Raw genomic sequence first — 26,765 nt, forward strand, 5'->3', positions numbered from 1 at the left:
AAGATGAGATTTCCCATTCCGCAAGGAAGTAAGATCCCTGAAAGATGATCAGGTTGATAGGTCTGAGGTGGAAGTGTGGCGACACATGGAGCTGACAGATACTAATCGATCGAGGACTTAACCAATTTGAATGTATGCTTTCTGTTATCTAGTTTTGAGAGAATTTTTTAAAAAAACTCTTGCTTTTTCTGAAATACATAGTATAATAATACATGTCACTAAAACGTCTGGTGATGATGGCGAAGAGGTCACACCCGTTCCCATGCCGAACACGGAAGTTAAGCTCTTCAGCGCCGATGGTAGTCGGGGGTTTCCCCCTGTGAGAGTAGGACATCGCCAGGCAAACTTCATTCCGCAGTAGCTCAGTGGTAGAGCTATCGGCTGTTAACCGATCGGTCGTAGGTTCGAATCCTACCTGCGGAGCCATTTATGGAGAGCTGTCCGAGTGGCCGAAGGAGCACGATTGGAAATCGTGTAGGCGGTAACCCCGTCTCAAGGGTTCGAATCCCTTGCTCTCCGCCACTAATTATCAATACATAACAAACGAAAAAATACCAGGGCCCGTTGGTCAAGCGGTTAAGACACCGCCCTTTCACGGCGGTAACACGGGTTCGAATCCCGTACGGGTCACTTATATGATGGAGGATTAGCTCAGCTGGGAGAGCATCTGCCTTACAAGCAGAGGGTCGGCGGTTCGAGCCCGTCATCCTCCACCATTATCATCGCGGGGTGGAGCAGTTCGGTAGCTCGTCGGGCTCATAACCCGAAGGTCGCAGGTTCAAATCCTGCCCCCGCAACCAAAAAAAATGGTCCGGTAGTTCAGTTGGTTAGAATGCCTGCCTGTCACGCAGGAGGTCGCGGGTTCGAGTCCCGTCCGGACCGCCATTTATAAAAAGGCTCGGTAGCTCAGTTGGTAGAGCAACGGACTGAAAATCCGTGTGTCGGCGGTTCGATTCCGTCCCGAGCCACCATTTGCCGGTCTAGCTCAATTGGTAGAGCAACTGACTTGTAATCAGTAGGTTGGGGGTTCAAGTCCTCTGGCCGGCACTCTAAATGATGGAGGGGTAGCGAAGTGGCTAAACGCGGCGGACTGTAAATCCGCTCCCTCAGGGTTCGGCAGTTCGAATCTGCCCCCCTCCACCATTTTATAAATAGGGGCATAGTTTAACGGTAGAACAGAGGTCTCCAAAACCTCCGGTGTGGGTTCGATTCCTACTGCCCCTGCCACTATATTATTTATTCATCTTCAGATTATGGCGGTTGTGGCGAAGTGGTTAACGCACCAGATTGTGGCTCTGGCACTCGTGGGTTCGATTCCCATCAATCGCCCCATATTATCATTGGGCTATAGCCAAGCGGTAAGGCAACGGACTTTGACTCCGTCATGCGTTGGTTCGAATCCAGCTAGCCCAGTTGCATTTTTTTAAAAACAACAGCATAAGATGTAATAAGTTCTTTTTACATGTTGCGGAAGTAGTTCAGTGGTAGAACATCACCTTGCCAAGGTGGGGGTCGCGGGTTCGAATCCCGTCTTCCGCTCCAAATTACGGCGGCATAGCCAAGTGGTAAGGCAGAGGTCTGCAAAACCTTTATCCCCGGTTCGAATCCGGGTGTCGCCTTTCTATTGCCGGGGTGGTGGAATTGGCAGACACACAGGACTTAAAATCCTGCGGTAGGTGACTACCGTGCCGGTTCAAGTCCGGCCCTCGGCACCAATTTAACTTTGAGCGAATTATGTTAAATTGGTCATCAATTTTATTATTATAAAACATATATGAGAGTGATTTGCATATTGCAGGTCGCTTTTTTTTATATAATAAAAGCGTGAAGACTATCAATATAAGTTTCTTGCTTGTATCGTATATACTGCATTACCATTTGAAAAAACTTTACTAAAACCATTGACGCTTTATAAAATGCATGTTATATTTATATACGTCGGTTGAACACGACGCATTATATGCCGGTGTGGCGGAATTGGCAGACGCGCACGACTCAAAATCGTGTTCCTTCTGGAGTGCCGGTTCGACCCCGGCCACCGGTATACAAAGGCTTCTACATATTGTAGAAGCCTTTTTTGTTGTATGAAAATATCCTCCAAGGCTTGTGAAAACATGTTACCTGCAGCAGGAGGAGCTGGATTCGGCGCACCGTGCTTATATTAAGGAAACACCGATTCGGCCGTGGAGTTAAATCTTTCCGATCGGGCTGTTTTTGCTATTAACACTGTTTCTCAGCTGGTGGGGCGGCCATTCAAAAGCGCGCATTATTGGCAGCGGTTATTGCAGCATTTGCTCTTTTTATGTTTCAGCGCTTTCCAGCAGGCGAGCTTGTTACCCATTTTATTAAGGACGGAAACGAATTGGTCAACGTTATTATTATGTTATCGCTGATTTGAGCCGTAACAGCAGTAGCTGAAAATCTGGGATTCTCGAAATATGTTACTTCTCATTTAACATCATGGATCCCTCATATGTTTATTGCGCCGTCTCTTTTTATACTGGGGGCTGTTATATCCTATTTTATCGGGTCATCCTGGGGGACTTGGGACGCTGGCGGTTCAGTTACATACCAGCTTATTATTAGCGATCGGGGCCGTGTTTGCGAGCGGAACATTTGGTTTGCTTCTCCCCTCAGTGATAATACGGTGTTGGGGATCAATGTTGTGAAGTATGCCCGTTCGAAGCTTGTTCCGGCGATTATCGCCGCGGGGATCTCCGTTATGTTATACGGTGCGTATTTCAGATAATAAATACTTTTTGAAGGCGTTATCCGAAATTGGGATAACGCCTTTTTAATGAGCTGTTATACTTGAGAAAAAAGAGGTGATGACATTGAAGCAGATTATTACAATGGGCGGCGGGGGGTTTTCAATGGAGCCGGATCATCTTGTGCTGGATCAGTATATTTTAGAGCAGTCGGCGCGGTCAAAGCCGAAAGTTTGTTTTTTGCCGACGGCAAGCGGAGATTCGGAGAATTATATCAGCAGGTTTTATCAGGCCTTTCAAAAGCTGCGGTGTGAGCCGGATCACTTGTCGCTGTTTAAACCGCCGGGTTCTGATCTCAGATCCTTTCTCATGAAGAAAGATATTATATATGTCGGCGGCGGAAATACGCGCAATATGCTTGTCTTATGGAAAGAGTGGGGGCTTGACCTTATTCTTCGTGAAGCTTGGGAAAACAGCATCATCTTGGCGGGTCTCAGCGCCGGCCGGTGTATCACCGCCTGATTTCCGAAAAGAAACTCAGGGCGGGCTATGCCGCTGATGACGGCGCTGCGCTTCATTATAAAGACGGTCAGCTGTTCCGGGCTGTCTCTTCCCGGGAAACCGCAAAGGGTTATCGGGTTTTTAATACCGAAGAAGGCGTTCGGGAAACAGAGCTTATGACCGTCCCGTTATCTGAATTTTGATAATATGCTTTTTTTTGTACACAACTTATGTTACGATGAGAGCGAAATCAATAGTTACTGGGGGTGCCCGTCTGAGCGGGCTGAGAGAGAAGCGGCGGCTTCTTAACCCTTTGGACCTGATCTGGTTCGTACCAGCGTGGGGAAGTAAAGGTTTTATTATTGTTGATGAATGAAAACAATAATAGTTTCTTTCTGACTGCAAAACCGGGTTCTTCTTTGAACCCGGTTTTTTTGTGCTGGTGCTGAGCTTGGTTCTGTTATTCAAATGATAAAGGAGAGATTTGTATGCAAAATCAATCAGTACAGCAAGCGAACATTTCCATTATGTCGAGTTTTTCCGGCAGTAAAAAGGTTTATGCAGAAGGTTCTTCGCCCGACATACGAGTGCCGATGCGGGAAATCAGCCTGAGTGCGACTACGGGGGCATTCGGGGAAGAGGAGAATGCGCCGGTCCGTGTTTATGATACGAGCGGACCGTATACAGACCCGGATGTACAGATTGATATTCATGAAGGTCTGGGGGCGCTCCGCACAAAGTGGATTACCGGGCGCGGAGATGTAGAAGAATATAACGGCCGGACCGTGAGACCTGAAGACAACGGCTATAAAAAAGAGGGCCGTGCCGCCGAATACCCCGGCCTGCAGCGGAAACCGCTTCGGGCCAAGCCGGGGAAAAATGTAACACAATTGCATTATGCGAGAAAAGGCATCATTACGCCGGAAATGGAGTTTATCGCAATTCGCGAGCATGTGTCTCCCGAATTTGTCAGAGACGAGGTAGCCAGCGGCCGGGCGATTATTCCTTCTAACGTCAACCACCCGGAAAGCGAGCCGATGATTATCGGCCGGAATTTTCATGTGAAAATTAATGCCAATATCGGCAACTCGGCTGTTACATCTTCTATCGAAGAAGAAGTCGAAAAAATGACGTGGGCGATTCGCTGGGGCGCCGATACGATGATGGATTTATCCACGGGAAAAGACATTCATACGACGCGTGAATGGATTATCCGCAACTGCCCCGTGCCTGTGGGGACGGTGCCGATTTATCAGGCGCTTGAAAAAGTTAATGGCATTGCCGAGGATTTAACGTGGGACATTTATCGTGACACATTGATTGAGCAGGCGGAGCAGGGCGTGGATTATTTCACCATCCATGCCGGCGTATTGCTTCGTTACGTCCCGTTAACGGCTAAACGCACGACGGGAATCGTATCCCGCGGCGGGGCAATTATGGCGCAATGGTGCCTGGCTCATCATCAGGAAAGCTTTCTGTACACGCATTTTGAAGAAATTTGTGAAATCATGAAGACCTATGATATCGCTTTTTCACTTGGTGACGGGCTTCGTCCCGGTTCGATTGCGGATGCCAATGATGAAGCGCAGTTTGCGGAGTTGGAGACTCTCGGAGAATTGACGGAGATTGCGTGGAAGCACGATGTGCAAGTGATGATCGAAGGGCCGGGTCATGTGCCGATGCATAAAATTAAGGAAAACATGGACAAACAGCTGGAAATTTGTAAAGAGGCGCCTTTTTACACGCTCGGCCCATTAACGACGGATATCGCTCCGGGCTATGACCACATTACTTCAGCGATCGGCGCGGCGATGATCGGCTGGTACGGGACGGCGATGCTTTGCTATGTCACACCGAAGGAGCATTTGGGCCTGCCGAATCGTGATGATGTAAGAGAAGGCGTCATTACGTACAAAATCGCGGCACATGCCGCAGACCTTGCTAAAGGGCATCCGGGTGCACAGATCCGTGACGATGCTCTGTCTAAGGCGCGGTTTGAATTCCGGTGGCGTGATCAATTTCATTTGTCGCTTGATCCTGAAAGAGCAATGGAATATCATGATGAAACACTGCCGGCTGAAGGCGCAAAAACGGCTCACTTCTGTTCGATGTGCGGCCCGAAGTTCTGCAGCATGAGAATTTCTCAGGATATTCGTGATTATGCGAAGGAAAACGGACTTACTGAAGACGAGGCCTTCAATGAAGGGCTGAAAGAAAAAGCAAAAGAGTTTGCAGAGAAGGGAAGCCGCTTATATCAATAAAAGAAAAGATGAAGATGGAGTGTGTCCATCTTCATCTTTTTTAGAAAAACGGTGAACGGCGAAGCGGCGGAATGCTCTGCTCGAAGCGGAATATATTTTCCGGATCATATTTCGTTTTGACTTGACGGAGGCGGTGAACATTTTCTCCGTAATACGTTTGCAGCCAGTTTCTGATTTCTCTATCAGGCCAATTCACATAATCTCCCATCGTTTCTCTTGATAGGGACGTTCTCAGTCCTTCGATCCAGCGGACATTTTGTCTTTCTTCTTCAGCAGATGTCCAAGTTGTAATATATTCTTGGGCAATGATTGCGTTGCGATAGTAGAATGCCGTTTGGTCCGGAGCGATCCGTCCGGCCGCCCCGCCGAGAGATTGCTGCCAGACACTGGCGTTTTCGTTCGGAGCGTGCTCTAAATAGCGCTTTAAAGTGGATATTGCGCGTGTTGATAATGGTTTTTCAATAAAGGATCCTGACCGCTTCATCTTTTGCGGCTGATTGCCTCCCGGGCTGTTAAAAAAGGCTGCCGCTTTAATAAATGGCACTGTCTTGACCATGCCGCTTGTCGGTTTTCCCGCTTTCATTAACGGAGCCAGCAGTTCTTTCAGCTCCTCTTTTGTCCCGGTAAATTGACCGAGCGCTTCTATGCGGTTGACTTCCTTAGGCCAAAACTGAATTGATGAGGTAAGCCGGTTGTCTGTAAATGGAGCCCAGCGCTGCCACGTGTTAAATACTTCCTCGAAATCATCCCAGCCCCAAGTGACAGAAAAAACAGACACGCACGAGATCGGCACGGCTTTAAACATCATGGATGTGACAATGCCGAAGTTGCCTCCCCCTCCGCCCTGAGATGCCCAAAATAGATCAGAGTGCTTTGAGCGGTTGACCGTGATCAAGTCAGCACCCGCTTTTTCGTCCGCTATGATCATTTCGAGCTGGAGGAGACGATCGCAAGTCAGTCCGGCAGTCCTTGTTAAATATCCGATTCCTCCCCCGAGCGTCAGCCCCGTGATTCCCACATTCGCAATGGTTCCCGCAGGAAGGGTCAAGCCGTACCGCCAGAGTGTCCGGTAGACTTCCCCCAATTCGGCTCCCGCTTCAATCGAGACCAGCCGCTTATCCTCATTTACTCTTATTTTCTTCATTTCACTGAGATCAATGACTAGTCCGTCATTTAGCAGAGAAAAATTTTCGTAGCTGTGTCTTCCGCCTCTGATACGGAAAGGCACATTGTTCTCACGCGCCCATCTCACCGCATTGAGGGCGTCATGTTTGTTTTGACAAAACACAATGATGTCTGGATATCTTTGCAGGCTTAAATTGATATTGGTTCTTGCAGCATTATAGTCCGGGTCATCTTTTTTGACGATGCGACCGGTCAATGTTGTCTTTTCCACATTCTCACTCACTTTCACTTGTAATCTGCTATGTTTTCTAGCATATGCGGAAAAATGAGAGAGTGTATGAGGAAAACCCCCGGAAGGACACGATATTTTAAATTATAGTTGACAGGTAGGGATTGTATGAATTAACATAATCATTACATATTTCCAAACGATGGCTGATCGGATCACCGAAGGCTCTTATCTATTAAACAGATAAGGGCCTTTTTTGCGTGAAAGTCATTAAATGAAAAGCGGAGGGATGAAAAGTGGCGTTAAAAAAGGTATCACATGTGCGCAAAAAGAGCAAAAAACGGAAAAAGTACAGAAAACACACATTGAATTTCGAACTGCTTGTAGAGAAAAACAAACGGGAGATTATGAGAAATGAGGAACAGATGGAGCAGATTTATATAAAGATAGATGAAAAGCATGCGGGGGTTCGATAAAGATGAAGGAGAGAAAATGGAGGATAAAAACAACGGTACTCGCGCTGTCGGTATCCATCGTGTTATCAGGGTGCGCGTTAGGGAGTGCCGGGGAAGAACCGTCATCTGCGGCTGATAAAAAGGAAGAAACACGTATCGCCCATGTCAAGACAAAGGAATTTAAAGCTTCTCATCCGGCGGCGATTCCCGCTAAATCGAAAGCCAGAACTGACACTTTTGTTGCTGGGATTTCCGCGCCGGGCGGCGTGTTTCTGCCGTACTTCTACGAAAACGGCTGGGATGGAAATGCGACAGATCCTATTTTTGAACCGTTAGTCAAACTGGATAAAACGGGGAAGCCTGCTCCGGCTCTTGCGGAAAGCTGGAAAATTTCCAAAGATCAGCTTACATACACGTTCCGTTTAAGAAAAAATCTCGTTTTCAGCGACGGTTCACCGCTGACCGCAAAGGATGCCGCATTCACTTTAACACTGCTGCATGATCCTGCATACGCAGGCTATGAAGATATCACCACGGCTTATATTAAAGGCGGTAAGGCTTACAAAGAAGGAAAGGCAAAGACAATAAAGGGCATTCGCGTCCTTGATGACAGAACCATTCAAATCACGACTGAGAAAGTCAGTGCGAAGTCGCTGCTTCTTTTGGGCGGGCAGGTGCTGTCAGAAGCCTACTACGGGAAGAAATATCAATTCGGCAAACTGGATTATTTAAAAGAGCTTTATGCCAAACCTCTCGGAGCGGGACCTTATCAATTTACAGAATACCTTCCGGGACAGGAAATACGCTATCAGGCTAATGAACACTATTATGCCGGAAAACCGAAAACGGAAAAGCTGATTTATAAAATTATCGATCCGTCAACTTCCCTTCAGCTGTTTGAAACGGGTGACCTTGATTACGCTTCTTTCTCACCTGATGATGATACGGTTCAGCATTTAAAAAGTCTCGGTTTTGCCAATATAAGCGTATCTGTCGTGAATGATTACGGGCTTGTATACGTCAATCACAAGCGTCCGCCTTTTCAAGATAAGAAAGTGTCCCAGGCGCTTATTTACGGACTTGACCGTCAAAAAATCGTCGATGTCCGCTTTAAACGCTACGGAGAGGTCGCGAATGTTCCGGTGTCTCCGGTTTCGTGGGCTTATGATGACAAGGGTGTCAATCGGTACGCGTTTAACCCTGAAAAAGCCAAAAAGCTTCTTGATGAAGCAGGCTGGAAAACGGGCAAAGACGGTGTACGTGAAAAAAACGGCAAAAAGCTTGAAATCAGCTATTACACATCTAAAGCGGATGATGATTTCATCCCGATAGCTAAAGAAAATTATGCGGACATCGGAATCTCATTAAAACCGGAAGTGATGGATTTTAATACAGAAGTAGCGAAAATCAATGACAAACAATATGACCTTGCCGCCGTTTCCACCTCGCAGATCCTTGATCCGAATGACACGGTGGAAAAGCTGGCTTCCGGCCATCCCAATAATGTGACGGGGTATTCCAATCCGAAAGCGGACCGGCTGATAGAGAAAGGAGCCGGCACGCTTGATATCAGCGAAAGAAAAGAGATTTATCACCAGCTGTACCGGGAGCTCGGGGAAAACCCGCCTTACATTCTGATTCATTACCGTCAGAGCGCAAGGGCGGTCAGCGGAAAAATAAAAGGGCTTGAACCTGACAATTATTCTGGAATCAGTTCAAGTCTCTCAAATGTCTCAGTTCAATAGATCGGTTGGGCAAAATACCCGATGCATCCTGGGGATTTTGCCCTTTCAGCGGAAAGGAGGGGCTTTTTATGAAACGGTATGCCGCAGAACGATTCATTCAAATGCTTGTGATCTTATTCGGTACGTCCTTTATTATTTATTTCTTATTTGCCATGCTGCCGGGCGACTATATTGATTCCAATGTAAATCTGACTCCGGAAAGAGCGAAGGAGTTAAAAGCGCTTTACGGGCTGGATCAGCCGATTTGGAAGCGTTATGTGACGTGGCTCGGAAATGTGCTCAGCGGAGATTTTGGGTTTTCTTTGAAATATCAGGAGAACGTCCTGTCATTGCTTCGGAAATATGTCTGGAATTCGTTTTTTGTCGCGTTTTTGGCGTTGCTTGTCACATGGTCAGCCGCGATGATAACGGGTGTCATATCCGCTGTCAGGAAATACTCATGGTTTGACGGGATCGTGACGTTTCTTGTTTTTGCTTCCATGGCGTTTCCGTCTTTTTTTATCAGCCTTCTGTTTATTAAGTGGTTTGGGGTGGATTTGAAAATATTTCCTGTCGGCGGAATGATTGATACCGGAAGCACGAGTACAGGTTTTTCGTACGTGCTTGAAGCCGCCAGACATATGATTCTTCCGGTCGTGATTTTATCTATGCTCGGCATCGGCTCGCTGACAAGGTATTTCCGCTCCGGCATGCTGGACGTGATCAGACAGGATTATATCAGAACGGCGAGAGCGAAGGGATTGAAAGAGCGCACCGTCATCTGGAAACATGCGTTGAAAAACGCGCTCATTCCGGCCATCACCCTGCTTGCTTTTGAACTGCCAGGACTGTTTTCCGGAGCCATCATTATTGAACAGATTTTCGGGTGGCCGGGTGTCGGCCGTATTCAGCTTGAATCTGTGCATTATCGTGATTATCCGGTTTTGATGGTGTTTACCTTGTTTTTGTCTTGTTTAACGATTGTAGGGAACTTCTTGGCGGATATCGCTTATGCCGCGGTTGATCCGCGGGTCAGGCTGAAATAGGGGGTGTTCGGAATGAAAAAACAAAAAGGGGTGCCGCCTTCTCTTTGGAAGCAGACGTACCGCCGCCTGCTGCAGCATAAGCTGACGGTCATCAGTCTTCTTTTCTTATGTTTTATGTTTTTATTGTGCTTTATCGGGCCGTCTTTTTCTCCGTACATAACAGATCGGACGGATATTTCAAATGCCAATCAGCAGCCGGGGGTTCATCATTGGCTTGGAACCGACCAGTACGGGAGAGATGTGCTGACGAGGCTGATGCTGGCAGGGCAGATTTCTCTGACCGTGGGGCTTGCTTCAATGGTGCTGTCGCTTGTCATCGGCTCTTTACTCGGGGCTGCGGCCGGGTTTTATCGGGGAGCCGCTGATATGATCATTATGCGCATTGCTGATATGCTCATGTCCATCCCGGGCCTGCCGCTGCTTTTGATTTTGGCTGCGGTGATGTCGGAGTGGAAAGTGCCTTCTGAATACAGAATGTACCTGATTATGATGATGTTAAGTCTGATCGGATGGCCCGGTTTGGCGCGGCTTGTACGCGGACAGATTTTGTCGCTGAAGGAGCAGCCGTTTATGATGGCCGCGGAAGTTTTGGGGCTTAGTGATAAACGGAAAATCCTCTATCATTTGCTTCCCAACACATTGCCGTTATTACTGGTAGCGGCGACTTTGCATGTGGCGGGAGCGATGCTGAGTGAATCTGCGCTGAGTTTTCTCGGGCTTGGCGTTGCTCCGCCGACACCTTCTTGGGGAAACATGATGGAAGCGGCGAATCATTTTATGGATTTTACACTCCGCCCGTGGCTGTGGATTCCGCCGGGAACGGCCATTTTTTTGACCGTTGTGGCGATTCATCTGCTTGGAGACGGTTTAAGAGACGCTTTTGATCCTAAGGTAAAACGGCAGGTGAAAATGAAATGAAAAAACCGCTTTTAGAAGTGAGGCATTTGGAAACGGCTTTTTATACAGAGGAGGGTGCGGTAAAGGCCGTGGACGGTGTCAGCTTTACGATACATGAGGAGGAAACGGTTTGTATTGTAGGAGAGTCCGGCTGCGGGAAAAGCATGGCGTCATTGTCCATTATGCAGCTTATTCCCGAGACGGGGAGAATCGAACGGGGAGCAGTGCATTTTTCCGGACAGAATCTGTTGGAATTGAAATCAAAAGACATGCAGAAAATCCGCGGCAGCGAAATCGGGATGATTTTTCAGGAACCGATGACATCTTTGAATCCGGTATTTACAATCGGTGAGCAGCTGACCGAACCGATTCGCGAACATTTGTTGCTGAGTAAGAAAGAGGCATGGCGGAGGGCCGTTGAACTGATCACGTTAGTGGAGATCCCGAATGCCGAGCAGGTTATGCACCGATATCCTCATGAGCTGAGCGGCGGCATGCTGCAGCGCATCATGACGGCTGTCGCGCTAAGCTGCGATCCGAAACTGATCATTGCCGACGAGCCGACGACAGCGCTTGACGTAACCATTCAGGCGCAGATATTGGATTTATTGCGGGATATGAAAAAGCAATTTCGCACGTCTATTTTATTCATTACTCATGACCTTGGCGTGGTTGCTGAAATGGCTGATTATGTGATTGTCATGTATGCGGGAAAAATTGTGGAGGAAGGACCGGTTGCAGAGCTGTTTTCTGATCCGAAGCATCCGTATACGAAAGGGCTGCTCGCGGCCAAGCCGGTTATCGGTCAAAAAAGGGAGACGCTTTACACCATTCCGGGGCAGGTCCCCGAGCTTGCGGACCTGTCCGGATCGTCTTGTTATTTTGCGGAGCGATGTGAACACAGCACGGAGATATGCCGGAGATCGAGCCCGCATTTTACTGAATTCGGGAAGGGGCATCAGGCGGCGTGCTGGCTTTACAGAGAGGAGAAAGCAGATGAGTGATGTGTTGCTGGAGGTCAAGGGGCTGAAAAAATATTACGAGGAGCATGGGGGGATGAGAAAGACTCATAAAAAACCCGTAAAAGCGGTCGATGGCGTCAGTTTTACGATAGGAAAGGGAGAAGTGTTCGGCTTAGCGGGAGAATCGGGCAGCGGAAAGTCATCAATCGGCAAGACCATTTTGAGGCTTCATGAGAAAACAGGGGGAGAGGTGTTTTTTCAGGGGCGTGATGTGTTTCGGATGAGCCGGCGCGAGCTCAAAACTTTCAGATCGGAAGCGCAGCTCATCTTTCAAGATCCGTTCAGTTCTTTAAACCCCCGGCGCCGGATCGGAGAAGCCATCGGTGAAGCGATGATCGAGCATCAATTGGCGGTGAAGCGGAATGCGCGTGATAAAGCGGCGGAGGTTCTTGAAGCCTGCGGACTTTCCGCAACCTTTATCGACCGATATCCGCATGAATTTTCCGGAGGGCAGCGGCAGCGGATCGTGATTGCAAGAGCGATGGCGCTCAAGCCGCAATTTATCATTATGGATGAACCCGTGGCGGCGTTAGATGTCTCCATCCAGGCGCAGATGATCAATTTGTTCAGCAGCCTTCAAAAACAGCACGGGCTGTCATATTTGTTCATTTCTCATGATTTAAGCGTGGTGGAGCACTTATGTACGAAGGTCGCCATTATGTATTTAGGGACGATTGTGGAATACGCGTCAAAGGAGGAGCTCTTTTCACGGCCGCTTCACCCTTATACGAAAGCGCTGTTATCAGCCGTGCCTGTTCCTGATCCCGGAGCGAAAAGGGAGCGGATAATTTTAAAGGGTGATATACCGAGCCCCTCTGATCCGCCTTCAGGCTGTAAATTCCGAACGAGATGTCCGGAAGCCAAGAAGATATGTGCTGAGAAAAGTCCGGCGCTGTCAGAAAAAGGGCTTCATCATTTTGCGGCATGTCACTTCGTGTAATTGAGAAAAAAACGGTTTTATTGATAATAAACAGGAAAAACCTGCCGGGCAGACCGGCAGGTTTTTTTGATGTTATTTTGGTGACGGCAGTCCGAGTCCTTCGGCAACGCGTCTGCCGTATTCAGGATCAGCCTTGTAGAAGTGGCCGATCTGGCGCAGCTTAATTTCTTCTTTTTCCACAGGTTTCATCGCACTGACGATATTGGCGACAAGGCGCGCGCGTTCTTCCTCGCTCATCAGGCGGTACAGGTCGCCGGCTTGTGTGTAATGATCATGATGATTATAGCTTACACTGTCAGCGAAACCTGATACAGGATATGTTGCCTGTTTATCTTCAGGTGACTCTTTCGGGCCGCCGAAGCTGTTAGGCTCGTAATAGACGGAGCGGCCGCCGTTATCATCAAAACGCATTTGTCCGTCACGCTGATAGTTTTTCACTTCATTGCGGGAACGGTTGATCGGCAGCGCCTGATGGTTCGCGCCGACACGGTAGCGATGCGCGTCATGGTATGCGAACAACCGGCCTTGAAGCATTTTGTCAGGTGAGACGTCGACGCCGGGGACTAATGTGCCGGGAGAGAACGTAGCCTGTTCTACTTCCGCAAAGTAATTTTCCGGATTGCGGTTCAGAACCATGCGGCCGACTTCGATCAGCGGATAGTCTTTTTGAGACCACACTTTTGTGACGTCAAACGGATCAAAGCGATATGTGTTTGCATCTTCTAACGGCATGATTTGAACATATAATTTCCATGCGGGGAAATCGCCGTTTTCAATCGCATTGAACAAATCTTCCGTATGGTAATCGGGATTTTCGCCCGCGATTTTTGCGGCTGTATTAACATCAAGATTTTTCACGCCTTGCTCTGTTTTAAAGTGATATTTAATCCAGACGCCTTCGCCTTTATCATTTGTCCATTTAAATGTATGGCTTCCGAATCCGTGCATATGGCGAAGAGTCGCCGGAATGCCCCGGTCTGACATCAGAATGGTTACCTGGTGCAGGGATTCGGGTGACAAAGACCAGAAATCCCAAACGGCCGTCGGATTTTTCAGATGTGTTCTCGGATCTCTTTTTTGTGTATGGATAAAGTCAGGGAACTTGATGGCATCGCGGATGAAGAACACGGGTGTATTATTTCCGACGATATCGTAGTTTCCTTCTTCTGTATAAAATTTAACGGCAAATCCGCGCGGGTCGCGCACTGTGTCACTAGAGCCCAGTTCGCCCGCAACGGTTGAGAAACGGATGAAAAGCGGCGTGCGTTTACCGACTTCTGACAGAAAAGCGGCTTTCGTATATTTTGTAACGTCATTTGTGACTTCAAAATAACCGTGTGCGCCTGCGCCTTTTGCGTGAACGACACGCTCCGGAACGCGTTCTCTGTTAAAGTGCGCCAATTTCTCAAGCAGATGGACGTCTTGTATTAAAGCAGGACCGCGATCGCCGGCCGTCATTGAGTTTTGGTTATCTCCGACAGGAGCGCCCCAGCTGGTTGTCAATTTATTTGAACTCATGTGATCACCTCTTTAGATTTATAAGAACATAATATCACCTATCAGTAAAAAGTCAATATTATTTTATAATGATTATAAAATAATTATTTTTATTATCGGAAAGAAAGTTTGGGTTTAAAAGACCACTTGACTGACAGGAATAATGGGTTTAATATGAGAAAAAATAGAAACCGCTGACTTGGACACAAGAGGCTCTTATTCTTCACTGGATAAGGGTCTTTTTTTATTGTCAGGCGGTAAGGGAGGCGGCGATTGTATGCTTTTCCGGCAGCATTTTAAACCTGTCGATATTCACGGTCATCTGCCGTACAGCCTTAATTTCGGCAAAAACGATAAGACATTTTCCGATTATAACCGGGAGCGGTCGGAAAGAATGAATCTCACTTGGGATTTTCCTGATCCGCATGAGGCTGATGACGGGGAAATCCCTTTGATGACAAGATGGGAGAAAGAATTAGATAAGTACGGCATTGACGTGCTGAATTTTTTAACAGCAGAGAGCAATGACCGGATGGCGGCGTTTATTCAAGCCAATCCCGCGAGGTTTACCGGATTTGCATATCATCCTTTGGAACAAAAGGATGCGTATGAGGAGCTGAAAAGAGCGGTTGAAGAGCTCGGTCTGAAAGGATATAAACTGTTCGGGCCGCTGACAGACATCGAGTTTCATGATCCGTCGCTGAAAAAGCTGTGGACGTATTTGGCTGACAAAAGACTGCCTGTATTAATTCACTTCGGACTTTTAGGGAGAGCGGGGGGCATTGTCAGCCATCGCAACATCAACCCGCTCTCCATCTATCGCGTCGCGAGAGAGTATGCTGATATACCGTTCATCATTCCGCATTTCGGCGCCGGATATTATCAGGAACTGCTGCAGCTGTGCTGGAGCTGCCCGAATGTGTATATTGACACGTCCGGCTCAAATCAGTGGATGAGGTGGATGCCGTACCCGCTTGATTTGGAAATTCTGTTTCGAAAGACATCTGAATTAATCGGTGCTGATCGGATCATCTTCGGGACGGATTCGAACGGATTTCCGAGAGGATATGTATACAGATATCTTCAGGAGCAGGTGAGGACCTGCCGGGAAATCAATATGCGGGAAGAAGATATAGAAAACATTTTCGGCAACAACGCGCGGACATTATTAAAAATCGCCCGGCAAGAAAAGGAAGTAAATACGTGATACAGCTGATGCGCTCTCTGGCAGGGTTATGCCGGAAGGCGCATTTTTAATTCATACAAAAAAACAGTTGACAAGTCGGAATAATTTGAATTAACATGATATTCAAATTTAAAAACAAACGGGTTGCCGATCGGACCGCCGAAGGCTCCCATCTCTGCAAGCAATCGGAGATGGGGGCCTTTTTGTTTTTCGATCGCATGCGGCAGAAAGAGAGGGGAAGACAGATGGCTGTAACCATCAGCATACAAGAAAAAGCTTTTGAGCATGAAGGCCGGAAAACGCCGGTGCTGAATGATATTGAGCTGTCAATTGCATCGGGAGAATTTTTGACTGTCATCGGACCGAGCGGATGCGGCAAAAGCACGCTTTTAAAATTGATTGCCGGTCTTGATACCGATTATAAAGGCTCTGTCGCAATAAACGGCCGCAATGTGTCGGGACCGGGCATCCGGCAGGGATTTATCTTTCAGGAGCACCGGCTGTTTCCCTGGCTGACGGTAAAACAAAACATCGCTGCCGATCTCAATATGAACGACCCGGCCGTTCGGAAAAAAGTGGATGATCTGATTGAGGTTGTCAGGCTGCAGGGAGCAGAGGACGCTTATCCGCGCGAATTATCCGGCGGCATGTCGCAGCGGGTCGCCATCGCCAGAGCCCTGTTGCGTGAGCCCGAGGTGCTGCTTTTGGATGAACCGTTCGGAGCGCTTGACGCTTTTACGAGAAAACACTTGCAGGATGTGCTGCTTGATATATGGCGCGAGAAAAAAACGACGATGATTCTGGTCACGCATGATATTGACGAATCTGTCTATTTAGGCGATAAGCTGGCAATTCTCAGGGCAAAGCCCGGCCGGCTGCACAGTCTGGTGCCGATTCAGCTTCCGCATCCGCGCAATCGGACGTCAGCTGATTTTCAGGCCGTCCGGCAGAAGGTGCTTGCTGAATTTGAGAAAACGGAAGATCTCCGGTTTGCGGATGGATCAGGGATATAGAAAGGACGAAGCAAAGTGAAAAAAACGATCATTCTTTTAGCCGCAGCAGTCATGATGTTAGCCGGATGCAGTGCCGACGGAGCAGGCGGGAGCGGGAAAACGGTGAAAGAAATCCGGATCGGCATCCAGCAGAGTTTAAGCCCGCTTCTCATTGCCAAGGAAAAAGGCTGGTTTGAAGAGGCCTTCAAAAAAGACGGAATAAAAGTAAAATGGGTCGAATTCCAAAGCGGTCCTCCGCAATTTGAAGGTCTTGCCGCCGATAAGCTTGATTTTTCCCAGGTCGGCAATTCACCGGTCATTTCCGGTCAGGCGGCAGGAATTGATTTTAAAGAGATCGGGCTGTCTCAGGACGGATTAAAGGCAAACGGTATTCTCGTAAACAAGGGCAGCGGGATTCAGAGCCTGAAAGAATTGAAAGGTAAAAAAATCGCCGTAGCCAAAGGCAGCAGCGGCTTTGATTTTCTCTATAAAGCTTTAGATAAAGCGGGGCTTTCCGCCGATGACGTCACCCTCATCCAGCTTCAGCCTGATGAGGCGGTTTCCGCTTTTGAAAACAAATCAGTTGATGCATGGTCGATTTGGGAGCCGTATTTGTCGATTGAAACGCTGCAGCACGGGGCGGAAATATTAGCGAACGGAGAGAGCACGGATTTATATTCTCCCGGTTTCACGTTAGTCAGAACGGGATTTTCCAAAGAACACCCGGATGAGGTTGTCCGTTTTCTGAAAGTGTTCAATAAAGCAGTTACATGGCAAAAGGAACACAAAGATGAAGCCGTCTCCTTATATGCGAAAATCAAACATCTTGATCCGAAAGTCGTCAGAAACGTGCTTAACAATACTGAGCCTCTCAATGAACCGATCAATGATGATATTGTCAAAGCCCAGCAGGAAACCGCTGGTTTTCAATATCGAACAAAAGCGATTCGTAAGAAAATTCATGTAAAAGACGTTGTCGACAATTCATTTATTAAAAAAGCGCGTGAAACGGGGGATGGCAAGTAATGAAAGCAGAAGCACCAACGGCTGCCGGCGCAATAAGCCAATCAGAAAAGAAAGCTCTGGCAAGATCCCGGAAGTATTCATACCAATGGATGAAAGGGATTGTACTCCCGGCTGCGGTCATCGCAGTATGGCAGTTTATCGCAAGTCTGGGCATCGTCTCTGCAACGGTGCTCCCGTCACCTGTCGTCATCTTGCAGACGTTTCAGGAACTTCTTCTTTCAGGTGAGCTGTGGGGTCATTTAGAGATCAGTTTATACCGGGCGGCTGCCGGATTTCTGCTTGGCGCGGGCCTCGGACTTGTTTTCGGGCTGCTGGTCGGTTTCTCAAAGCGGACGGAAGCGTATCTCGATCCGTCTCTGCAAATGCTCAGGACGGTTCCGCACTTGGCGGTGACCCCGCTGTTTATTTTGTGGTTCGGATTTGATGAGACATCAAAAATTCTGCTGATCGCATTGGGGGCTTTTTTCCCTGTATACATTAATACGTTTCTCGGAATCCGCAGCGTGGACGCAAAGCTGTTTGATGTCGCCCGGGTGCTGGAGTTTAACTGGTATCAGCAGATGGCGAAATTGATTCTTCCGGCGTCTCTGCCGAATATCCTGCTCGGCATCCGGCTCTCTCTCGGTATTGCGTGGCTCGGCCTTGTGGTGGCGGAACTGATGGGATCGAGCGCGGGCGTCGGCTATATGATTATGGATGCGAGACAATTTTCACAGACAAATAAGGTGTTTGTCGGCATTATCATTTTTGCGGCTGTCGGCAAGCTGACAGATGCATTGGTCAGAATGCTCGAGCGGAAACTATTAAAATGGCGGAACAGTTATGAAGGGTAACCTATTAAAAAAGGAGAGATTCATATGGAGATTCTTTGGTTTATTCCGACGCATGGTGACGGCCGGTATTTAGGGACGCAAACGGGAGGGAGAACGGCGGATCATCTTTATTTTAAGCAAGTGGCACAGGCGGCGGACAGACTCGGGTATACGGGGGTTCTGCTGCCGACGGGGAGATCATGTGAAGACCCGTGGCTGACGGCTGCCGCTTTAGCGGGGGAAACGAGTGACTTGAAATTTTTAGTGGCGGTCCGGCCGGGACTGATGCAGCCGTCTGTCGCCGCGAGAATGGCGTCGACAATGGACCGGCTGTCAGACGGCCGTTTGCTCGTAAATGTCGTAGCGGGCGGAGATCCTTATGAACTGGCGGGAGACGGCATGTTTATCAGCCACGATGAACGTTATAAGGCGACTGAAGAATTTTTAACCGTCTGGCGCGGACTCATGCGGGGCGAAACGGTGACATATGAAGGGGACCATATCAAGGTGGAAAACAGCAACCTCCTGTTCCCGCCAAAACAGTCTCCGCATCCGCCATTATATTTCGGCGGTTCATCACAGGCGGGAATTGAGGCTGCGGCGAAACATACAGATGTCTATTTAACATGGGGAGAGCCGCCGGAGCAGGTAAAAGAAAAGATTGAAACTGTTAAAAAACAGGCTGCCAAGGAAGGAAGGACGATGCGTTTTGGCATCAGACTTCACGTGATTGTCCGGGAGACTGAGGAAGAGGCATGGGAAGCGGCTGAACGATTAATCAGCCATTTAGACGAAGAGACAATTGCGAAAGCGCAGGCTGCGCTCCGGCGCGCTGATTCATCGGGACAAAAACGGATGGCCGATCTTCATAACGGTGACCGCTCGAAGCTTGAGATCAGCCCGAATCTCTGGGCCGGCATCGGACTGGTCAGAGGCGGAGCGGGCACGGCGCTTGTCGGTGATCCGCAGACTGTCGCTGATCGAATTTTAGAGTATCAAGCACTCGGCATTGAGTCGTTTATCTTTTCAGGCTATCCGCATCTTGAAGAAGCTTATTATCTGGCTGAACTCGTGTTTCCGCTTCTGCCGTTTCAGAATGAGCGGACTAAAAAGCTTGAGCGCAGATTGGGTGAAGCAATGGGAAACGACCATTTTGCAAGAGGAAATAAAGCGACAGTCTGATGACGTCGCAAGGCGGATCATTGACGGCGGGTGCTTTCTGCGGATTCATTTCCGGGGAAATGCCGGCAGTGACGGCGGGTATTCACCCGCCTTTTTAAGCGCTTAGCTTGCACGATGCTCATCTGGATGATATGATACAAAGCGTAATTATTACGATTTGTAAGGGGTGCTGAAATGGCAAAAAAATCAAAAGTGATCAAAGAGCTCAAGCGGCAGAAGCTTGTTGAACAATATGCGGACATCCGAAGAGAATTAAAGGCGAAAGGCGACTGGGAAGCGCTGAGCAAACTGCCGCGTGATTCTGCTCCGGCCAGGCTTCATAACCGCTGTACGGTGACGGGGCGGCCCCGCGGATATATGAGAAAATTTAAACTGTCCAGAATCGCATTCAGGGAGCTGGCCCATAAAGGCCGGGTTCCCGGGGTGAAAAAAGCGAGCTGGTAACATAAAAAACTCCGGATCTGTCATGAACCGGAGTTTTTGCCGTGCTTATGAAAAGTGAAAACATAAGCCAAATGCTGAATCATCATCAGAATGAAAATCAAAAGAATCGGAAAAAAAGGAAGATGCGGCTGAATCAGCGGATAAAACAAAAGCAGAACGGCTGCGGCCGGCAATGAGAAGTAAACGGCGATATAAGAGGAACGGCAAGCTTTAGCCGTCATCATTCGTTCTCTTTCATCCTGTTCCTCAAATTCATCGGGCACAAGCCTGTGCTTTTTGCCGTTTCGTTTTTTCTTTTCGGCATAGATATACAATGCGGCACAAATGATAAACAGCAGAAACGGAGTGATATTCAGCTCAAATGAACTGCTCCCCTCCGTTTGGAAAAACTGAGCGATCCGCGGTGCCGCTTCCATAAAGGAAATAAGCGTCCAGCAGGCCAATCCGTAGAGTGCAAGGTGAAAACACGCTTTTCTTTTCAAACTCATTTTTTCTCCTCCTCCAGCCAGAAAACTTCCTCCATCGGCAGTGAGAAAGCCCGGCAGATGTTAAGAGCCAATAAGAGTGAAGGCACATAATCTCCTTTTTCAATCGCTGCAATCGTCTGTCTGGTGGCTCCGGCTTCTTTTCCGAGCGTTTCCTGAGAATAGCCGAATCTGGCTCTCAGCTCTTTTACTTTATTTTTCATCATCAGGGCGTACCTCAAGTTTTCTTCTTTTTTATATTGTATGAGATTCTTAACAAAATGTAAACCTAACTTAACATGTGGACAAAAAAAGAATTTTTTTCGACAAATTTTTTAACATTCCCTTGACGAAAAAAAAATATACATGTAATATTAGAAACATCAAATCGGTACTGACAAAAAAACTTTGATGCGGGTGTAGTTTAGTGGTAAAACCTCAGCCTTCCAAGCTGATGTCGTGAGTTCGATTCTCATCACCCGCTCCATACATACGTTATTAACGCAGTGTTTCGTTTCTCTGATAAACGAAGTATTGCGTTTTTTTATGTGAAAAAAGACACGAAGGCGTGTCTTTTTATGAAAGCCAAGAGACGGTATGCGTGCCTCCGTGAATTTGTTCAAACATTTTGGTTAAAGATGATAGCAGCTCATCCGCCGCGTCGGCATGAAATGAAGGCGGGAAAAAGATCAGCTGCAGCATTTTCTTTGTGCCGGTTGTTACAGGGCGGGTGTTGATATGTCCGGTAAGGCCGCCGAAAATGCCGCCAGAGTCGGAGAAAGCAAGTACGTGTTCTTTTTCTCCGATTGTAATCGAAATCGGTTCATCTATTTCTGCGGCGTCATACGCCATGATGGGCAATGAATATTTCAAGGAGAAAAAAAGTATGGTATCATGGGCTGAATTCACACTTTCAATGAATCGTTCCCGGGAAATATCGCCGAGCATAAGCTCCATCGGCGTTTTTTGTCCTGAAAAGGCGGGACTGAGCTGTTCCATCATACGCGCCCACTCTTTAACAAAAGGCTGCTCATCTATACCGCCGTCAGCATAATCAAAGTAAAGAGATTCTTGAAATAAACGGAGGCGGCCTTTCAGCATTTGCGGAGCAGGCCCGACTTCGATCTGTTCATATAAGACGGCTGCCGCTTTGATCCCCGGCACCCGTTCAGCAATAAGTGGATCTAAACTGATGTTCAAGTGTGTTCACTCCATTTCGGGATGATAAAACTCTATTATACCCGTGCGGGAGCCTGATCACAAAGAAAGGAGGCTGTGCAAAAAATGAATATTCATAAACTGAAAGAGGAATTAATCGAATACGCCAAAAGCATCGGAGTTGACAAAATCGGGTTTACAACGGCTGATACGTTCGACAGTCTGCGGGACCGGCTGATTCTTCAGGAATCACTCGGCTATTTATCCGGTTTTGAAGAGCCGGATATTGAAAAACGGGTTACTCCGTCTTTGCTTCTCCCGAAAGCCAAATCAATCGTCGCCATCGCCCTTGCTTATCCTTCCAAAATGAAAGATGCGCCGAGGAGCACGAGGGACGGGCGGCGCGGCATTTTTTGCAGAGCTTCCTGGGGGAAGGATTATCATGATGTGCTGCGGGAAAAGCTTGATCTGCTGGAGAATTTTCTCCAAAGTAAACATGAGGATATCCGCACAAAGTCAATGGTGGATACAGGAGAATTGTCCGACAGGGCCGTGGCTGAACGGGCGGGAATCGGCTTCAGCGCCAAAAACTGCATGATCACCACGCCTGAATACGGTTCTTACGTCTATCTGGCTGAAATGATCACCAATCTGCCCTTTGAACCGGATGTGCCGATTGAAGATATGTGCGGTACGTGCACAAAATGTCTAGACGCTTGTCCGACCGGCGCACTCGTCAATCCCGGACAGCTTAACGCCCAGCGCTGTATTTCGTTCCTGACCCAGACAAAGGGATTTTTGCCGGATGAGTTCCGCACGAAAATCGGAAACCGTCTGTATGGCTGTGACACGTGCCAGACGGTCTGTCCGATTAATAAGGGGAAAGATTTTCATCTTCATCCGCAGATGGAGCCTGATCCGGAAATCGCAAAGCCGCTGTTAAAGCCGCTTTTGACCATAAGCAACCGCGAATTCAAAGAAAAATTCGGACATGTATCGGGATCATGGCGCGGCAAGAAGCCGATACAGCGGAATGCGATTTTAGCTTTGGCTCATTTTAAAGATGCCTCGTCTCTTCCGGAATTAACGGCCTTGATGCACCAAGATCCGCGCCCCGTCATCAGGGGTACGGCCGCCTGGGCCATCGGGAAAATCGGTGATCCTGATTATGCGGAGGAATTAGAAAAAGCGCTTCAAAAGGAGCAGGATGAGGACGCCATACGGGAAATTGAAAAGGGACTGGAGCTGTTATCGGTTTCTGAGAAGACTAAAACCGGCCGGTCCTGACATATGTATAGAGAAAAAGCACTTGGCCGGAGTTCAAGTGTTTTTTCTTTATAAAATCGTATGGGGTGGAGCGCTTGAAGCATATTATTGAAGATTTAGCGGAGGCCCGGCTTCATTATTTAATCAACGGAACCGAGATGAGGCAGAATGGGCAGGCCGTCGATCTTGAGGTCCTGACGAGAAAAAAAGAGCTGTTTGAAAAACGGAAAGTTGACATCGTGAAAGCGAAGGCAAAAGCCGTCATTGTCAAAAGCAGTCTTGAGGACGACGGCACGTTATGCGTCATGTACACGATTCATTTCGAATATTTGTGCAAGGAGCATGACGGACACCTTTACTTAGAAGAGCAGATTGAGGAACGGACTGCATTTCTCTATGATGAGCTTTTGATTAAAGACCGGGAAGTAAAGAAAAAACCGGCGGGATTTTCTGACGGAAACAGCGTAATTGAATATGAGCGGAGTGAACGGGAAGATTTCGGGCGGGCGTTTCAATACGACCGTCTGGCTGCCGTGCAGTACGCGGAGAAGTTTTGGAATAAACGAAATCCCGCTTATAAAAATTTCAGCGATAATTGCACCAATTTTATTTCCCAATGTTTACATGCCGGAAAAGCACCGATGCGGGGGCATCCGAACAGAGGCTCAGGCTGGTGGATGAAGGCAAGCTCGTGGAGCTACAGCTGGACGGTCGCGCATTCGATGAAGATGTATCTGGCCCAATCCAAGGCAGGGCTCCGCGCATTGCAAGTATCAAGAGCTGAAGAACTGATGCCCGGAGATATCATTTGCTATGATTTTGAAGGAGACGGCCGTTTTAATCATACGGCGATCGTGGTCGCAAAAGATAAAAGCAATATGCCGCTCGTCAATGCCCAAACGTATGACAGCAGAATGAGATATTGGTCATATGAGGATTCAACGGCGTATACTCCTTCCATCAGATATGCGTTTTTTCATATTACGGATGATACGACAAAAGAGTAATTAATGATATAATGGTGGGCGGAATAAAAAACAGAGGTGAACATCGTGGCATTACATGTCGTTTTATATCAACCCGAAATCCCGGCCAATACGGGAAATATCGCACGTACTTGTGCGGCAACAGACACAACGCTTCATTTGATCCGCCCGCTCGGATTCTCAACCGATGATAAAATGCTGAAGCGAGCCGGACTCGATTATTGGGAGTTCGTCAACGTCGTATATCATGATTCATTGGAAGAATTATTTGAGGCATATGAGAACGGAAAGTTTTTCTTCATTACAAAATTCGGCCAAAAGCCGCACACATCATTTGATTACTCAAATACAGAGGAAGACTTTTTCTTCGTATTCGGCAGAGAAACGAGCGGACTTCCGAAAGAATTGATCGAAAACAATATGGACCGCTGCCTGCGTCTGCCGATGACCGAGCATGTGAGATCATTAAACCTGTCCAACACGGCCGCGATTCTTGTATATGAAGCGCTGCGCCAGCAAAATTACAGAGATTTGACGTGAGAAAAAACGCCCGCATCCGGGCGTTTTTTTATTGAATAAAAAAGACGGGCAGCAGCGGTTCACGGCATTTTTATATTTTCAGGCTTAACAACGTAACAGTGTTATGTTACAATACATTCATCGAAGGAGCTGGATTCATGGAGGAACAACTGATTTCTAAAAAAGAATTGCTGGAAGAAACATCAATTTCATACGGGCAGCTGTACCGGTGGAAACGGAAAAATTTAATTCCTGAAGAATGGTTTATCCGAAAATCGACGTTTACAGGCCAGGAAACATTTTTTCCGAGAGCGGAAATATTAAAACGCATCTCAAAAATACAGAAAATGAAAGAAAATCTGTCTCTGGATGAAATGAGAGAAATGCTGTCTCCGCAAATGACTGATGTCAATATAACGTCTGCGGAACTGCTTCAAAAGGGACTGATTTCAAAAGCCGCGCTGCAAGTTTATGGCGAAGACGGCGTGACATTCACGTCCCGCGCGCTGCTGTCTTTATATGTGCTTGAAGGGCTTTTGCAATCGGGCAATATCAGCCTTGAGGAAGGAAAATTGGCGGCAGGGGTGCTGAAAACGTATGAGGCTACCGAGCTGAAAGCGAATACGGAGCTTGTCATGCTCCGAAAGCTTGGCGTAACGACGTGCTTCATCGCAGACGCGGAACATATTTTATTTGAACCGACTGTCAAAGTGGTTGAACGGGTGGCGCTTGCTGCGGCATCGGAAGAATTAAAAACGAAATGGATGCAGGAGGACCATCAATGGAAGTAACAGATAAATTAGTCATCAACGGTTCGGGAAGTTCAAAAGGAGGCCGTTTTCATACAGTGGAGATCAACGGAAGCGGCACGGTGTCAGGTGATGTGGAGTGCACGAGCCTTTTGTTTAACGGCAGCGGAAAAACAGACGGACATGTCAAGACGCAAACGCTGACGATCAGCGGTTCGGGGAAAATTTCCGGCAGCGCCGAAGCTGAATCCATCCGTATCAACGGAACGGGTGTCATTAAAGGTGATGTCAAAACGGAGCGGCTGAACGTCGCGGGATTTTCATCTTTCGGCGGCGGTGTGAAAGCTGATGATATTTTCATATCCGGGAAAGCCGGGATTGAAGGCGATTGCGAGACAGAGACGTTCCGTTCGGAAGGCAAATGCAAGATCGGCGGCCTGCTGAATGCCGATGAAGTCAGTATTAAGCTGGCGGCGGGAGAAAGCCATGTGAAAGAGATCGGCTGCCGCCATTTGAAAGTGATGAGCAGAAAGAGCGTGCTTACGCGTTTTAAGCTGATGCCGGCCCCGGTGCTGACAGCAGAGCTGATTGAAGGTGACATCATTGAATTGGCGGACACGAACGCGAAGACAGTCCGCGGGAATCATGTGCGGATCGGCGCAGGCTGCACCATTGGGACTGTGGAATACAGCGGCGATTTTACATGTGATCCTTCCGCTTTGGTTAACAAAGTCGTGAAACGATAGGAGGAGCTGCGATGGAAACGACAAAAAAATTGAGTCATTTAAAAATGTACGGAGCCGGACACGCCTCCGGCGGTTCCTACCAAAATGTAAGTATAAAAGGGGAAGGAACTGTCGGCGAAGGACTTCAAAGCGAACGCTGCCGGATATTCGGTACGGGACTTTTTCTCGGAGATGCCGAGATCAGCAGGCTGAAAATTTTCGGAGAGCATGAAGTTGCAGGAGATTTATCAGCACATTCAGCAAATGTGATCGGCACATTGAAAGTCGGCGGCTCCATGCGTTTCGCCAGGATGGGGCTGAAAGGACTTGCTGAAATTGGCGGCGGGGCCGCGGGAGAGCAGTGTCATATAAAAGGCAGTCTCACCGTCAACGGCAATTGCGAGACGGAGCTGCTTCATGTAACAGGATGTATCAATGTGGCGGGATTGTTAAACGCAGGGGACGTAAACATCCATTTGCGTTATGACCGAAGCCGTGTGAAAGAAATCGGCGGCACATCGATCACCGTCAGACGGAAACCCGGTTTTCTTAAACGGAAAGGCGGCATGCTTTCTGCTGAATTGATCGAAGGAGACGCAATTTACCTCGAATACACGGAAGCGGACATTGTCAGAGGGAAGCGTGTGGAAATCGGCCCGGGGTGCAAAATCGGAAAAATCGAGTATCAAACAAGCTGCAAGTCTCATGAAAAATCAACTGTCCAAGAACATATTCAAATATGAAACATTGTTATGTTGTACAGGAAAGGGTGCTCTCCATAAAGAGCACCCTTTTGCCGTTATTTGTTTTCAGGTTTGCTGTCGTAACCCGCCGTAAAAATGGATACTAAA

Annotated in this window: 25 protein-coding genes, 17 tRNA genes, 2 rRNA genes, 1 pseudogene and 1 riboswitch; of the genes and pseudogenes, 40 read left to right on the plus strand and 5 right to left on the minus strand. The window is 47.9% G+C overall.

All coding sequences use genetic code 11. The features are described from left to right. The 21 genes and pseudogenes from ACWJJX_RS00005 to thiC form a co-directional block, all read left to right on the plus strand. Window positions 1-125 (plus strand): 23S ribosomal RNA (locus tag ACWJJX_RS00005); the annotation flags it as partial. Window positions 126-226: 101 nt separating this feature from the next. Further along, window positions 227-342 (plus strand): 5S ribosomal RNA (rrf, locus tag ACWJJX_RS00010). A gap of 9 nt (window positions 343-351) precedes the next feature. Next, window positions 352-426: transfer RNA gene (locus ACWJJX_RS00015), tRNA-Asn, on the plus strand. Window positions 427-431: 5 nt separating this feature from the next. Further along, a tRNA-Ser gene (locus ACWJJX_RS00020) sits at window positions 432-522 on the plus strand. A 36-nt stretch (window positions 523-558) separates the two neighbouring features. Continuing rightward, window positions 559-630, plus strand: a tRNA-Glu gene (locus tag ACWJJX_RS00025). 10 nt (window positions 631-640) lie between these two features. Next, window positions 641-716, plus strand: a tRNA-Val gene (locus tag ACWJJX_RS00030). Window positions 717-723: 7 nt separating this feature from the next. Next, a tRNA-Met gene (locus tag ACWJJX_RS00035) sits at window positions 724-800 on the plus strand. A gap of 8 nt (window positions 801-808) precedes the next feature. Further along, a tRNA-Asp gene (locus ACWJJX_RS00040) sits at window positions 809-885 on the plus strand. Window positions 886-895: 10 nt separating this feature from the next. Continuing rightward, window positions 896-971: transfer RNA gene (locus tag ACWJJX_RS00045), tRNA-Phe, on the plus strand. A gap of 3 nt (window positions 972-974) precedes the next feature. Next, a tRNA-Thr gene (locus ACWJJX_RS00050) sits at window positions 975-1,047 on the plus strand. Between the two features lie 11 nt (window positions 1,048-1,058). Then, a tRNA-Tyr gene (locus tag ACWJJX_RS00055) sits at window positions 1,059-1,143 on the plus strand. Between the two features lie 10 nt (window positions 1,144-1,153). Next, window positions 1,154-1,227: transfer RNA gene (locus ACWJJX_RS00060), tRNA-Trp, on the plus strand. Between the two features lie 29 nt (window positions 1,228-1,256). Further along, a tRNA-His gene (locus tag ACWJJX_RS00065) sits at window positions 1,257-1,332 on the plus strand. 9 nt (window positions 1,333-1,341) lie between these two features. Further along, window positions 1,342-1,413 (plus strand) — tRNA-Gln (locus ACWJJX_RS00070). Window positions 1,414-1,467: 54 nt separating this feature from the next. Next, a tRNA-Gly gene (locus ACWJJX_RS00075) sits at window positions 1,468-1,542 on the plus strand. Between the two features lie 6 nt (window positions 1,543-1,548). Beyond that, window positions 1,549-1,619 (plus strand) — tRNA-Cys (locus tag ACWJJX_RS00080). A gap of 7 nt (window positions 1,620-1,626) precedes the next feature. Further along, window positions 1,627-1,715, plus strand: a tRNA-Leu gene (locus ACWJJX_RS00085). 247 nt (window positions 1,716-1,962) lie between these two features. Beyond that, a tRNA-Leu gene (locus tag ACWJJX_RS00090) sits at window positions 1,963-2,044 on the plus strand. Window positions 2,045-2,464: 420 nt separating this feature from the next. Then, window positions 2,465-2,749 carry a hypothetical protein gene (locus tag ACWJJX_RS00095; protein ID WP_230014526.1) on the plus strand — a complete coding sequence of 95 codons (285 nt, stop codon included), beginning with the start codon at window positions 2,465-2,467 and terminating at the stop codon, window positions 2,747-2,749. An 85-nt stretch (window positions 2,750-2,834) separates the two neighbouring features. Next, window positions 2,835-3,412 (plus strand): annotated as a pseudogene (locus tag ACWJJX_RS00100) (Type 1 glutamine amidotransferase-like domain-containing protein). A 49-nt stretch (window positions 3,413-3,461) separates the two neighbouring features. Next, a riboswitch (TPP riboswitch) is annotated at window positions 3,462-3,572 on the plus strand. A gap of 125 nt (window positions 3,573-3,697) precedes the next feature. Further along, complete coding sequence (gene thiC, locus ACWJJX_RS00105) at window positions 3,698-5,470, plus strand: phosphomethylpyrimidine synthase ThiC (protein ID WP_173612590.1); 1,773 nt, start codon at window positions 3,698-3,700, stop codon at window positions 5,468-5,470. A 40-nt stretch (window positions 5,471-5,510) separates the two neighbouring features. On the opposite strand, the gene ACWJJX_RS00110 is transcribed toward thiC, so the two are convergent. Then, window positions 5,511-6,866, minus strand: coding sequence for an FAD-binding oxidoreductase (locus tag ACWJJX_RS00110; RefSeq protein WP_069473670.1), 1,356 nt, complete (start codon window positions 6,864-6,866; stop codon window positions 5,511-5,513). Between the two features lie 254 nt (window positions 6,867-7,120). Between ACWJJX_RS00110 and ACWJJX_RS00115 the strand changes: the two genes are divergently transcribed. The 6 genes from ACWJJX_RS00115 to ACWJJX_RS00140 all read left to right on the plus strand — a co-directional run bounded on the left by ACWJJX_RS00115 (window position 7,121) and on the right by ACWJJX_RS00140 (window position 12,908). Next, entirely contained in the window at window positions 7,121-7,300 is a 180-nt protein-coding gene (locus ACWJJX_RS00115; RefSeq protein ID WP_003155431.1) for an FbpB family small basic protein, read from the plus strand. Window positions 7,301-7,302: 2 nt separating this feature from the next. Continuing rightward, entirely contained in the window at window positions 7,303-9,024 is a 1,722-nt protein-coding gene (locus ACWJJX_RS00120) for an ABC transporter substrate-binding protein (protein ID WP_353574832.1), read from the plus strand. Window positions 9,025-9,092: 68 nt separating this feature from the next. Continuing rightward, window positions 9,093-10,049, plus strand: coding sequence for an ABC transporter permease (locus tag ACWJJX_RS00125; protein WP_454022635.1), 957 nt, complete (start codon window positions 9,093-9,095; stop codon window positions 10,047-10,049). A 12-nt stretch (window positions 10,050-10,061) separates the two neighbouring features. Continuing rightward, a complete protein-coding gene (opp4C, locus tag ACWJJX_RS00130) occupies window positions 10,062-10,967 on the plus strand; it encodes an oligopeptide ABC transporter permease (protein WP_058906657.1) in 906 nt (301 codons plus the stop codon). Then, entirely contained in the window at window positions 10,964-11,950 is a 987-nt protein-coding gene (locus ACWJJX_RS00135) for an ABC transporter ATP-binding protein (RefSeq protein WP_176283208.1), read from the plus strand. The genes opp4C and ACWJJX_RS00135 overlap by 4 nt, the downstream gene beginning before the upstream one ends. After that, the gene (locus ACWJJX_RS00140) at window positions 11,943-12,908 is read left to right on the plus strand and encodes an ABC transporter ATP-binding protein (protein ID WP_176283209.1); all 966 of its coding nucleotides are present in this window, start codon (window positions 11,943-11,945) and stop codon (window positions 12,906-12,908) included. The genes ACWJJX_RS00135 and ACWJJX_RS00140 overlap by 8 nt, the downstream gene beginning before the upstream one ends. A gap of 72 nt (window positions 12,909-12,980) precedes the next feature. Here the strand turns inward: ACWJJX_RS00140 and katA are convergent, their stop codons facing one another. After that, the gene (gene katA, locus ACWJJX_RS00145; RefSeq protein ID WP_454022636.1) at window positions 12,981-14,426 is read right to left on the minus strand and encodes a catalase KatA; all 1,446 of its coding nucleotides are present in this window, start codon (window positions 14,424-14,426) and stop codon (window positions 12,981-12,983) included. A 256-nt stretch (window positions 14,427-14,682) separates the two neighbouring features. Between katA and ACWJJX_RS00150 the strand changes: the two genes are divergently transcribed. The 6 genes from ACWJJX_RS00150 (at window position 14,683) to rpsN (ending at window position 20,047) form a co-directional block, all read left to right on the plus strand. Further along, window positions 14,683-15,612, plus strand: coding sequence for an amidohydrolase family protein (locus ACWJJX_RS00150; protein WP_070081536.1), 930 nt, complete (start codon window positions 14,683-14,685; stop codon window positions 15,610-15,612). 224 nt (window positions 15,613-15,836) lie between these two features. Next, window positions 15,837-16,604: an ABC transporter ATP-binding protein gene (locus tag ACWJJX_RS00155; RefSeq protein ID WP_454022637.1), complete on the plus strand. Its 768-nt coding sequence runs from the start codon at window positions 15,837-15,839 to the stop codon at window positions 16,602-16,604. Between the two features lie 15 nt (window positions 16,605-16,619). Continuing rightward, window positions 16,620-17,609 (plus strand): aliphatic sulfonate ABC transporter substrate-binding protein, encoded by a 990-nt coding sequence (locus ACWJJX_RS00160; protein ID WP_454022638.1) that lies wholly within the window; start codon window positions 16,620-16,622, stop codon window positions 17,607-17,609. After that, a complete protein-coding gene (locus tag ACWJJX_RS00165; protein ID WP_146276391.1) occupies window positions 17,609-18,442 on the plus strand; it encodes an ABC transporter permease in 834 nt (277 codons plus the stop codon). The genes ACWJJX_RS00160 and ACWJJX_RS00165 overlap by 1 nt, the downstream gene beginning before the upstream one ends. Before the next feature lie 24 nt (window positions 18,443-18,466). Beyond that, window positions 18,467-19,603: an FMNH2-dependent alkanesulfonate monooxygenase gene (gene ssuD / locus ACWJJX_RS00170; protein ID WP_048368061.1), complete on the plus strand. Its 1,137-nt coding sequence runs from the start codon at window positions 18,467-18,469 to the stop codon at window positions 19,601-19,603. A gap of 174 nt (window positions 19,604-19,777) precedes the next feature. Continuing rightward, the gene (rpsN, locus tag ACWJJX_RS00175) at window positions 19,778-20,047 is read left to right on the plus strand and encodes a 30S ribosomal protein S14 (RefSeq protein WP_014417259.1); all 270 of its coding nucleotides are present in this window, start codon (window positions 19,778-19,780) and stop codon (window positions 20,045-20,047) included. Between the two features lie 20 nt (window positions 20,048-20,067). Here the strand turns inward: rpsN and ACWJJX_RS00180 are convergent, their stop codons facing one another. Together ACWJJX_RS00180 and ACWJJX_RS00185 are read right to left on the minus strand one after the other, a co-directional pair. Beyond that, the gene (locus ACWJJX_RS00180; protein WP_172614547.1) at window positions 20,068-20,535 is read right to left on the minus strand and encodes a hypothetical protein; all 468 of its coding nucleotides are present in this window, start codon (window positions 20,533-20,535) and stop codon (window positions 20,068-20,070) included. Next, window positions 20,532-20,735 (minus strand): helix-turn-helix transcriptional regulator, encoded by a 204-nt coding sequence (locus ACWJJX_RS00185; RefSeq protein WP_003155407.1) that lies wholly within the window; start codon window positions 20,733-20,735, stop codon window positions 20,532-20,534. Before ACWJJX_RS00185 ends, ACWJJX_RS00180 begins: the two co-directional genes overlap by 4 nt. Window positions 20,736-20,924: 189 nt before the next feature. On the opposite strand from ACWJJX_RS00185, the gene ACWJJX_RS00190 reads away from it, so the two are divergent. Next, window positions 20,925-20,998, plus strand: a tRNA-Gly gene (locus ACWJJX_RS00190). Between the two features lie 89 nt (window positions 20,999-21,087). Here the strand turns inward: ACWJJX_RS00190 and ACWJJX_RS00195 are convergent. Continuing rightward, window positions 21,088-21,711 carry a hypothetical protein gene (locus ACWJJX_RS00195; RefSeq protein ID WP_022552809.1) on the minus strand — a complete coding sequence of 208 codons (624 nt, stop codon included), beginning with the start codon at window positions 21,709-21,711 and terminating at the stop codon, window positions 21,088-21,090. Between the two features lie 84 nt (window positions 21,712-21,795). Between ACWJJX_RS00195 and queG the strand changes: the two genes are divergently transcribed. The 6 genes from queG to ACWJJX_RS00225 all read left to right on the plus strand — a co-directional run bounded on the left by queG (window position 21,796) and on the right by ACWJJX_RS00225 (window position 26,657). Next, window positions 21,796-22,956 carry a tRNA epoxyqueuosine(34) reductase QueG gene (gene queG, locus ACWJJX_RS00200; protein ID WP_003155403.1) on the plus strand — a complete coding sequence of 387 codons (1,161 nt, stop codon included), beginning with the start codon at window positions 21,796-21,798 and terminating at the stop codon, window positions 22,954-22,956. Between the two features lie 74 nt (window positions 22,957-23,030). Next, complete coding sequence (locus tag ACWJJX_RS00205) at window positions 23,031-23,942, plus strand: amidase domain-containing protein (protein WP_454022639.1); 912 nt, start codon at window positions 23,031-23,033, stop codon at window positions 23,940-23,942. A gap of 36 nt (window positions 23,943-23,978) precedes the next feature. Further along, entirely contained in the window at window positions 23,979-24,461 is a 483-nt protein-coding gene (trmL, locus tag ACWJJX_RS00210) for a tRNA (uridine(34)/cytosine(34)/5-carboxymethylaminomethyluridine(34)-2'-O)-methyltransferase TrmL (protein WP_007610253.1), read from the plus strand. A gap of 137 nt (window positions 24,462-24,598) precedes the next feature. After that, window positions 24,599-25,231 carry a YhbD family protein gene (locus ACWJJX_RS00215; protein WP_070081540.1) on the plus strand — a complete coding sequence of 211 codons (633 nt, stop codon included), beginning with the start codon at window positions 24,599-24,601 and terminating at the stop codon, window positions 25,229-25,231. Beyond that, complete coding sequence (locus ACWJJX_RS00220; RefSeq protein ID WP_070081541.1) at window positions 25,222-25,935, plus strand: polymer-forming cytoskeletal protein; 714 nt, start codon at window positions 25,222-25,224, stop codon at window positions 25,933-25,935. Before ACWJJX_RS00215 ends, ACWJJX_RS00220 begins: the two co-directional genes overlap by 10 nt. An 11-nt stretch (window positions 25,936-25,946) precedes the next feature. Beyond that, on the plus strand, window positions 25,947-26,657 hold the full coding sequence (locus ACWJJX_RS00225) for a hypothetical protein (RefSeq protein ID WP_454022640.1): 711 nt from the start codon (window positions 25,947-25,949) through the stop codon (window positions 26,655-26,657). Window positions 26,658-26,765: the final 108 nt, after the last annotated feature.

Source organism: Bacillus sp. YH3-2-B2, assembly GCF_053663335.1.

What these genes read in the sequence shown, in the direction of transcription:
- ACWJJX_RS00150 (WP_070081536.1), top strand. Translation starts at nt 14,683, where the DNA reads ATGCTTTTCCGGCAGCATTTTAAACCTGTCGATATTCACGGTCATCTG.
- ACWJJX_RS00185 (WP_003155407.1), bottom strand. Translation starts at nt 20,735, where the DNA reads ATGAAAAATAAAGTAAAAGAGCTGAGAGCCAGATTCGGCTATTCTCAG.
- katA (WP_454022636.1), bottom strand. Translation starts at nt 14,426, where the DNA reads ATGAGTTCAAATAAATTGACAACCAGCTGGGGCGCTCCTGTCGGAGAT.
- rpsN (WP_014417259.1), top strand. Translation starts at nt 19,778, where the DNA reads ATGGCAAAAAAATCAAAAGTGATCAAAGAGCTCAAGCGGCAGAAGCTT.
- ACWJJX_RS00165 (WP_146276391.1), top strand. Translation starts at nt 17,609, where the DNA reads ATGAAAGCAGAAGCACCAACGGCTGCCGGCGCAATAAGCCAATCAGAA.
- ACWJJX_RS00120 (WP_353574832.1), top strand. Translation starts at nt 7,303, where the DNA reads ATGAAGGAGAGAAAATGGAGGATAAAAACAACGGTACTCGCGCTGTCG.
- ssuD (WP_048368061.1), top strand. Translation starts at nt 18,467, where the DNA reads ATGGAGATTCTTTGGTTTATTCCGACGCATGGTGACGGCCGGTATTTA.
- queG (WP_003155403.1), top strand. Translation starts at nt 21,796, where the DNA reads ATGAATATTCATAAACTGAAAGAGGAATTAATCGAATACGCCAAAAGC.
- opp4C (WP_058906657.1), top strand. Translation starts at nt 10,062, where the DNA reads ATGAAAAAACAAAAAGGGGTGCCGCCTTCTCTTTGGAAGCAGACGTAC.
- ACWJJX_RS00135 (WP_176283208.1), top strand. Translation starts at nt 10,964, where the DNA reads ATGAAAAAACCGCTTTTAGAAGTGAGGCATTTGGAAACGGCTTTTTAT.
- thiC (WP_173612590.1), top strand. Translation starts at nt 3,698, where the DNA reads ATGCAAAATCAATCAGTACAGCAAGCGAACATTTCCATTATGTCGAGT.
- ACWJJX_RS00155 (WP_454022637.1), top strand. Translation starts at nt 15,837, where the DNA reads ATGGCTGTAACCATCAGCATACAAGAAAAAGCTTTTGAGCATGAAGGC.
- ACWJJX_RS00180 (WP_172614547.1), bottom strand. Translation starts at nt 20,535, where the DNA reads ATGAGTTTGAAAAGAAAAGCGTGTTTTCACCTTGCACTCTACGGATTG.
- ACWJJX_RS00215 (WP_070081540.1), top strand. Translation starts at nt 24,599, where the DNA reads ATGGAGGAACAACTGATTTCTAAAAAAGAATTGCTGGAAGAAACATCA.
- ACWJJX_RS00220 (WP_070081541.1), top strand. Translation starts at nt 25,222, where the DNA reads ATGGAAGTAACAGATAAATTAGTCATCAACGGTTCGGGAAGTTCAAAA.
- ACWJJX_RS00140 (WP_176283209.1), top strand. Translation starts at nt 11,943, where the DNA reads ATGAGTGATGTGTTGCTGGAGGTCAAGGGGCTGAAAAAATATTACGAG.
- ACWJJX_RS00225 (WP_454022640.1), top strand. Translation starts at nt 25,947, where the DNA reads ATGGAAACGACAAAAAAATTGAGTCATTTAAAAATGTACGGAGCCGGA.
- ACWJJX_RS00125 (WP_454022635.1), top strand. Translation starts at nt 9,093, where the DNA reads ATGAAACGGTATGCCGCAGAACGATTCATTCAAATGCTTGTGATCTTA.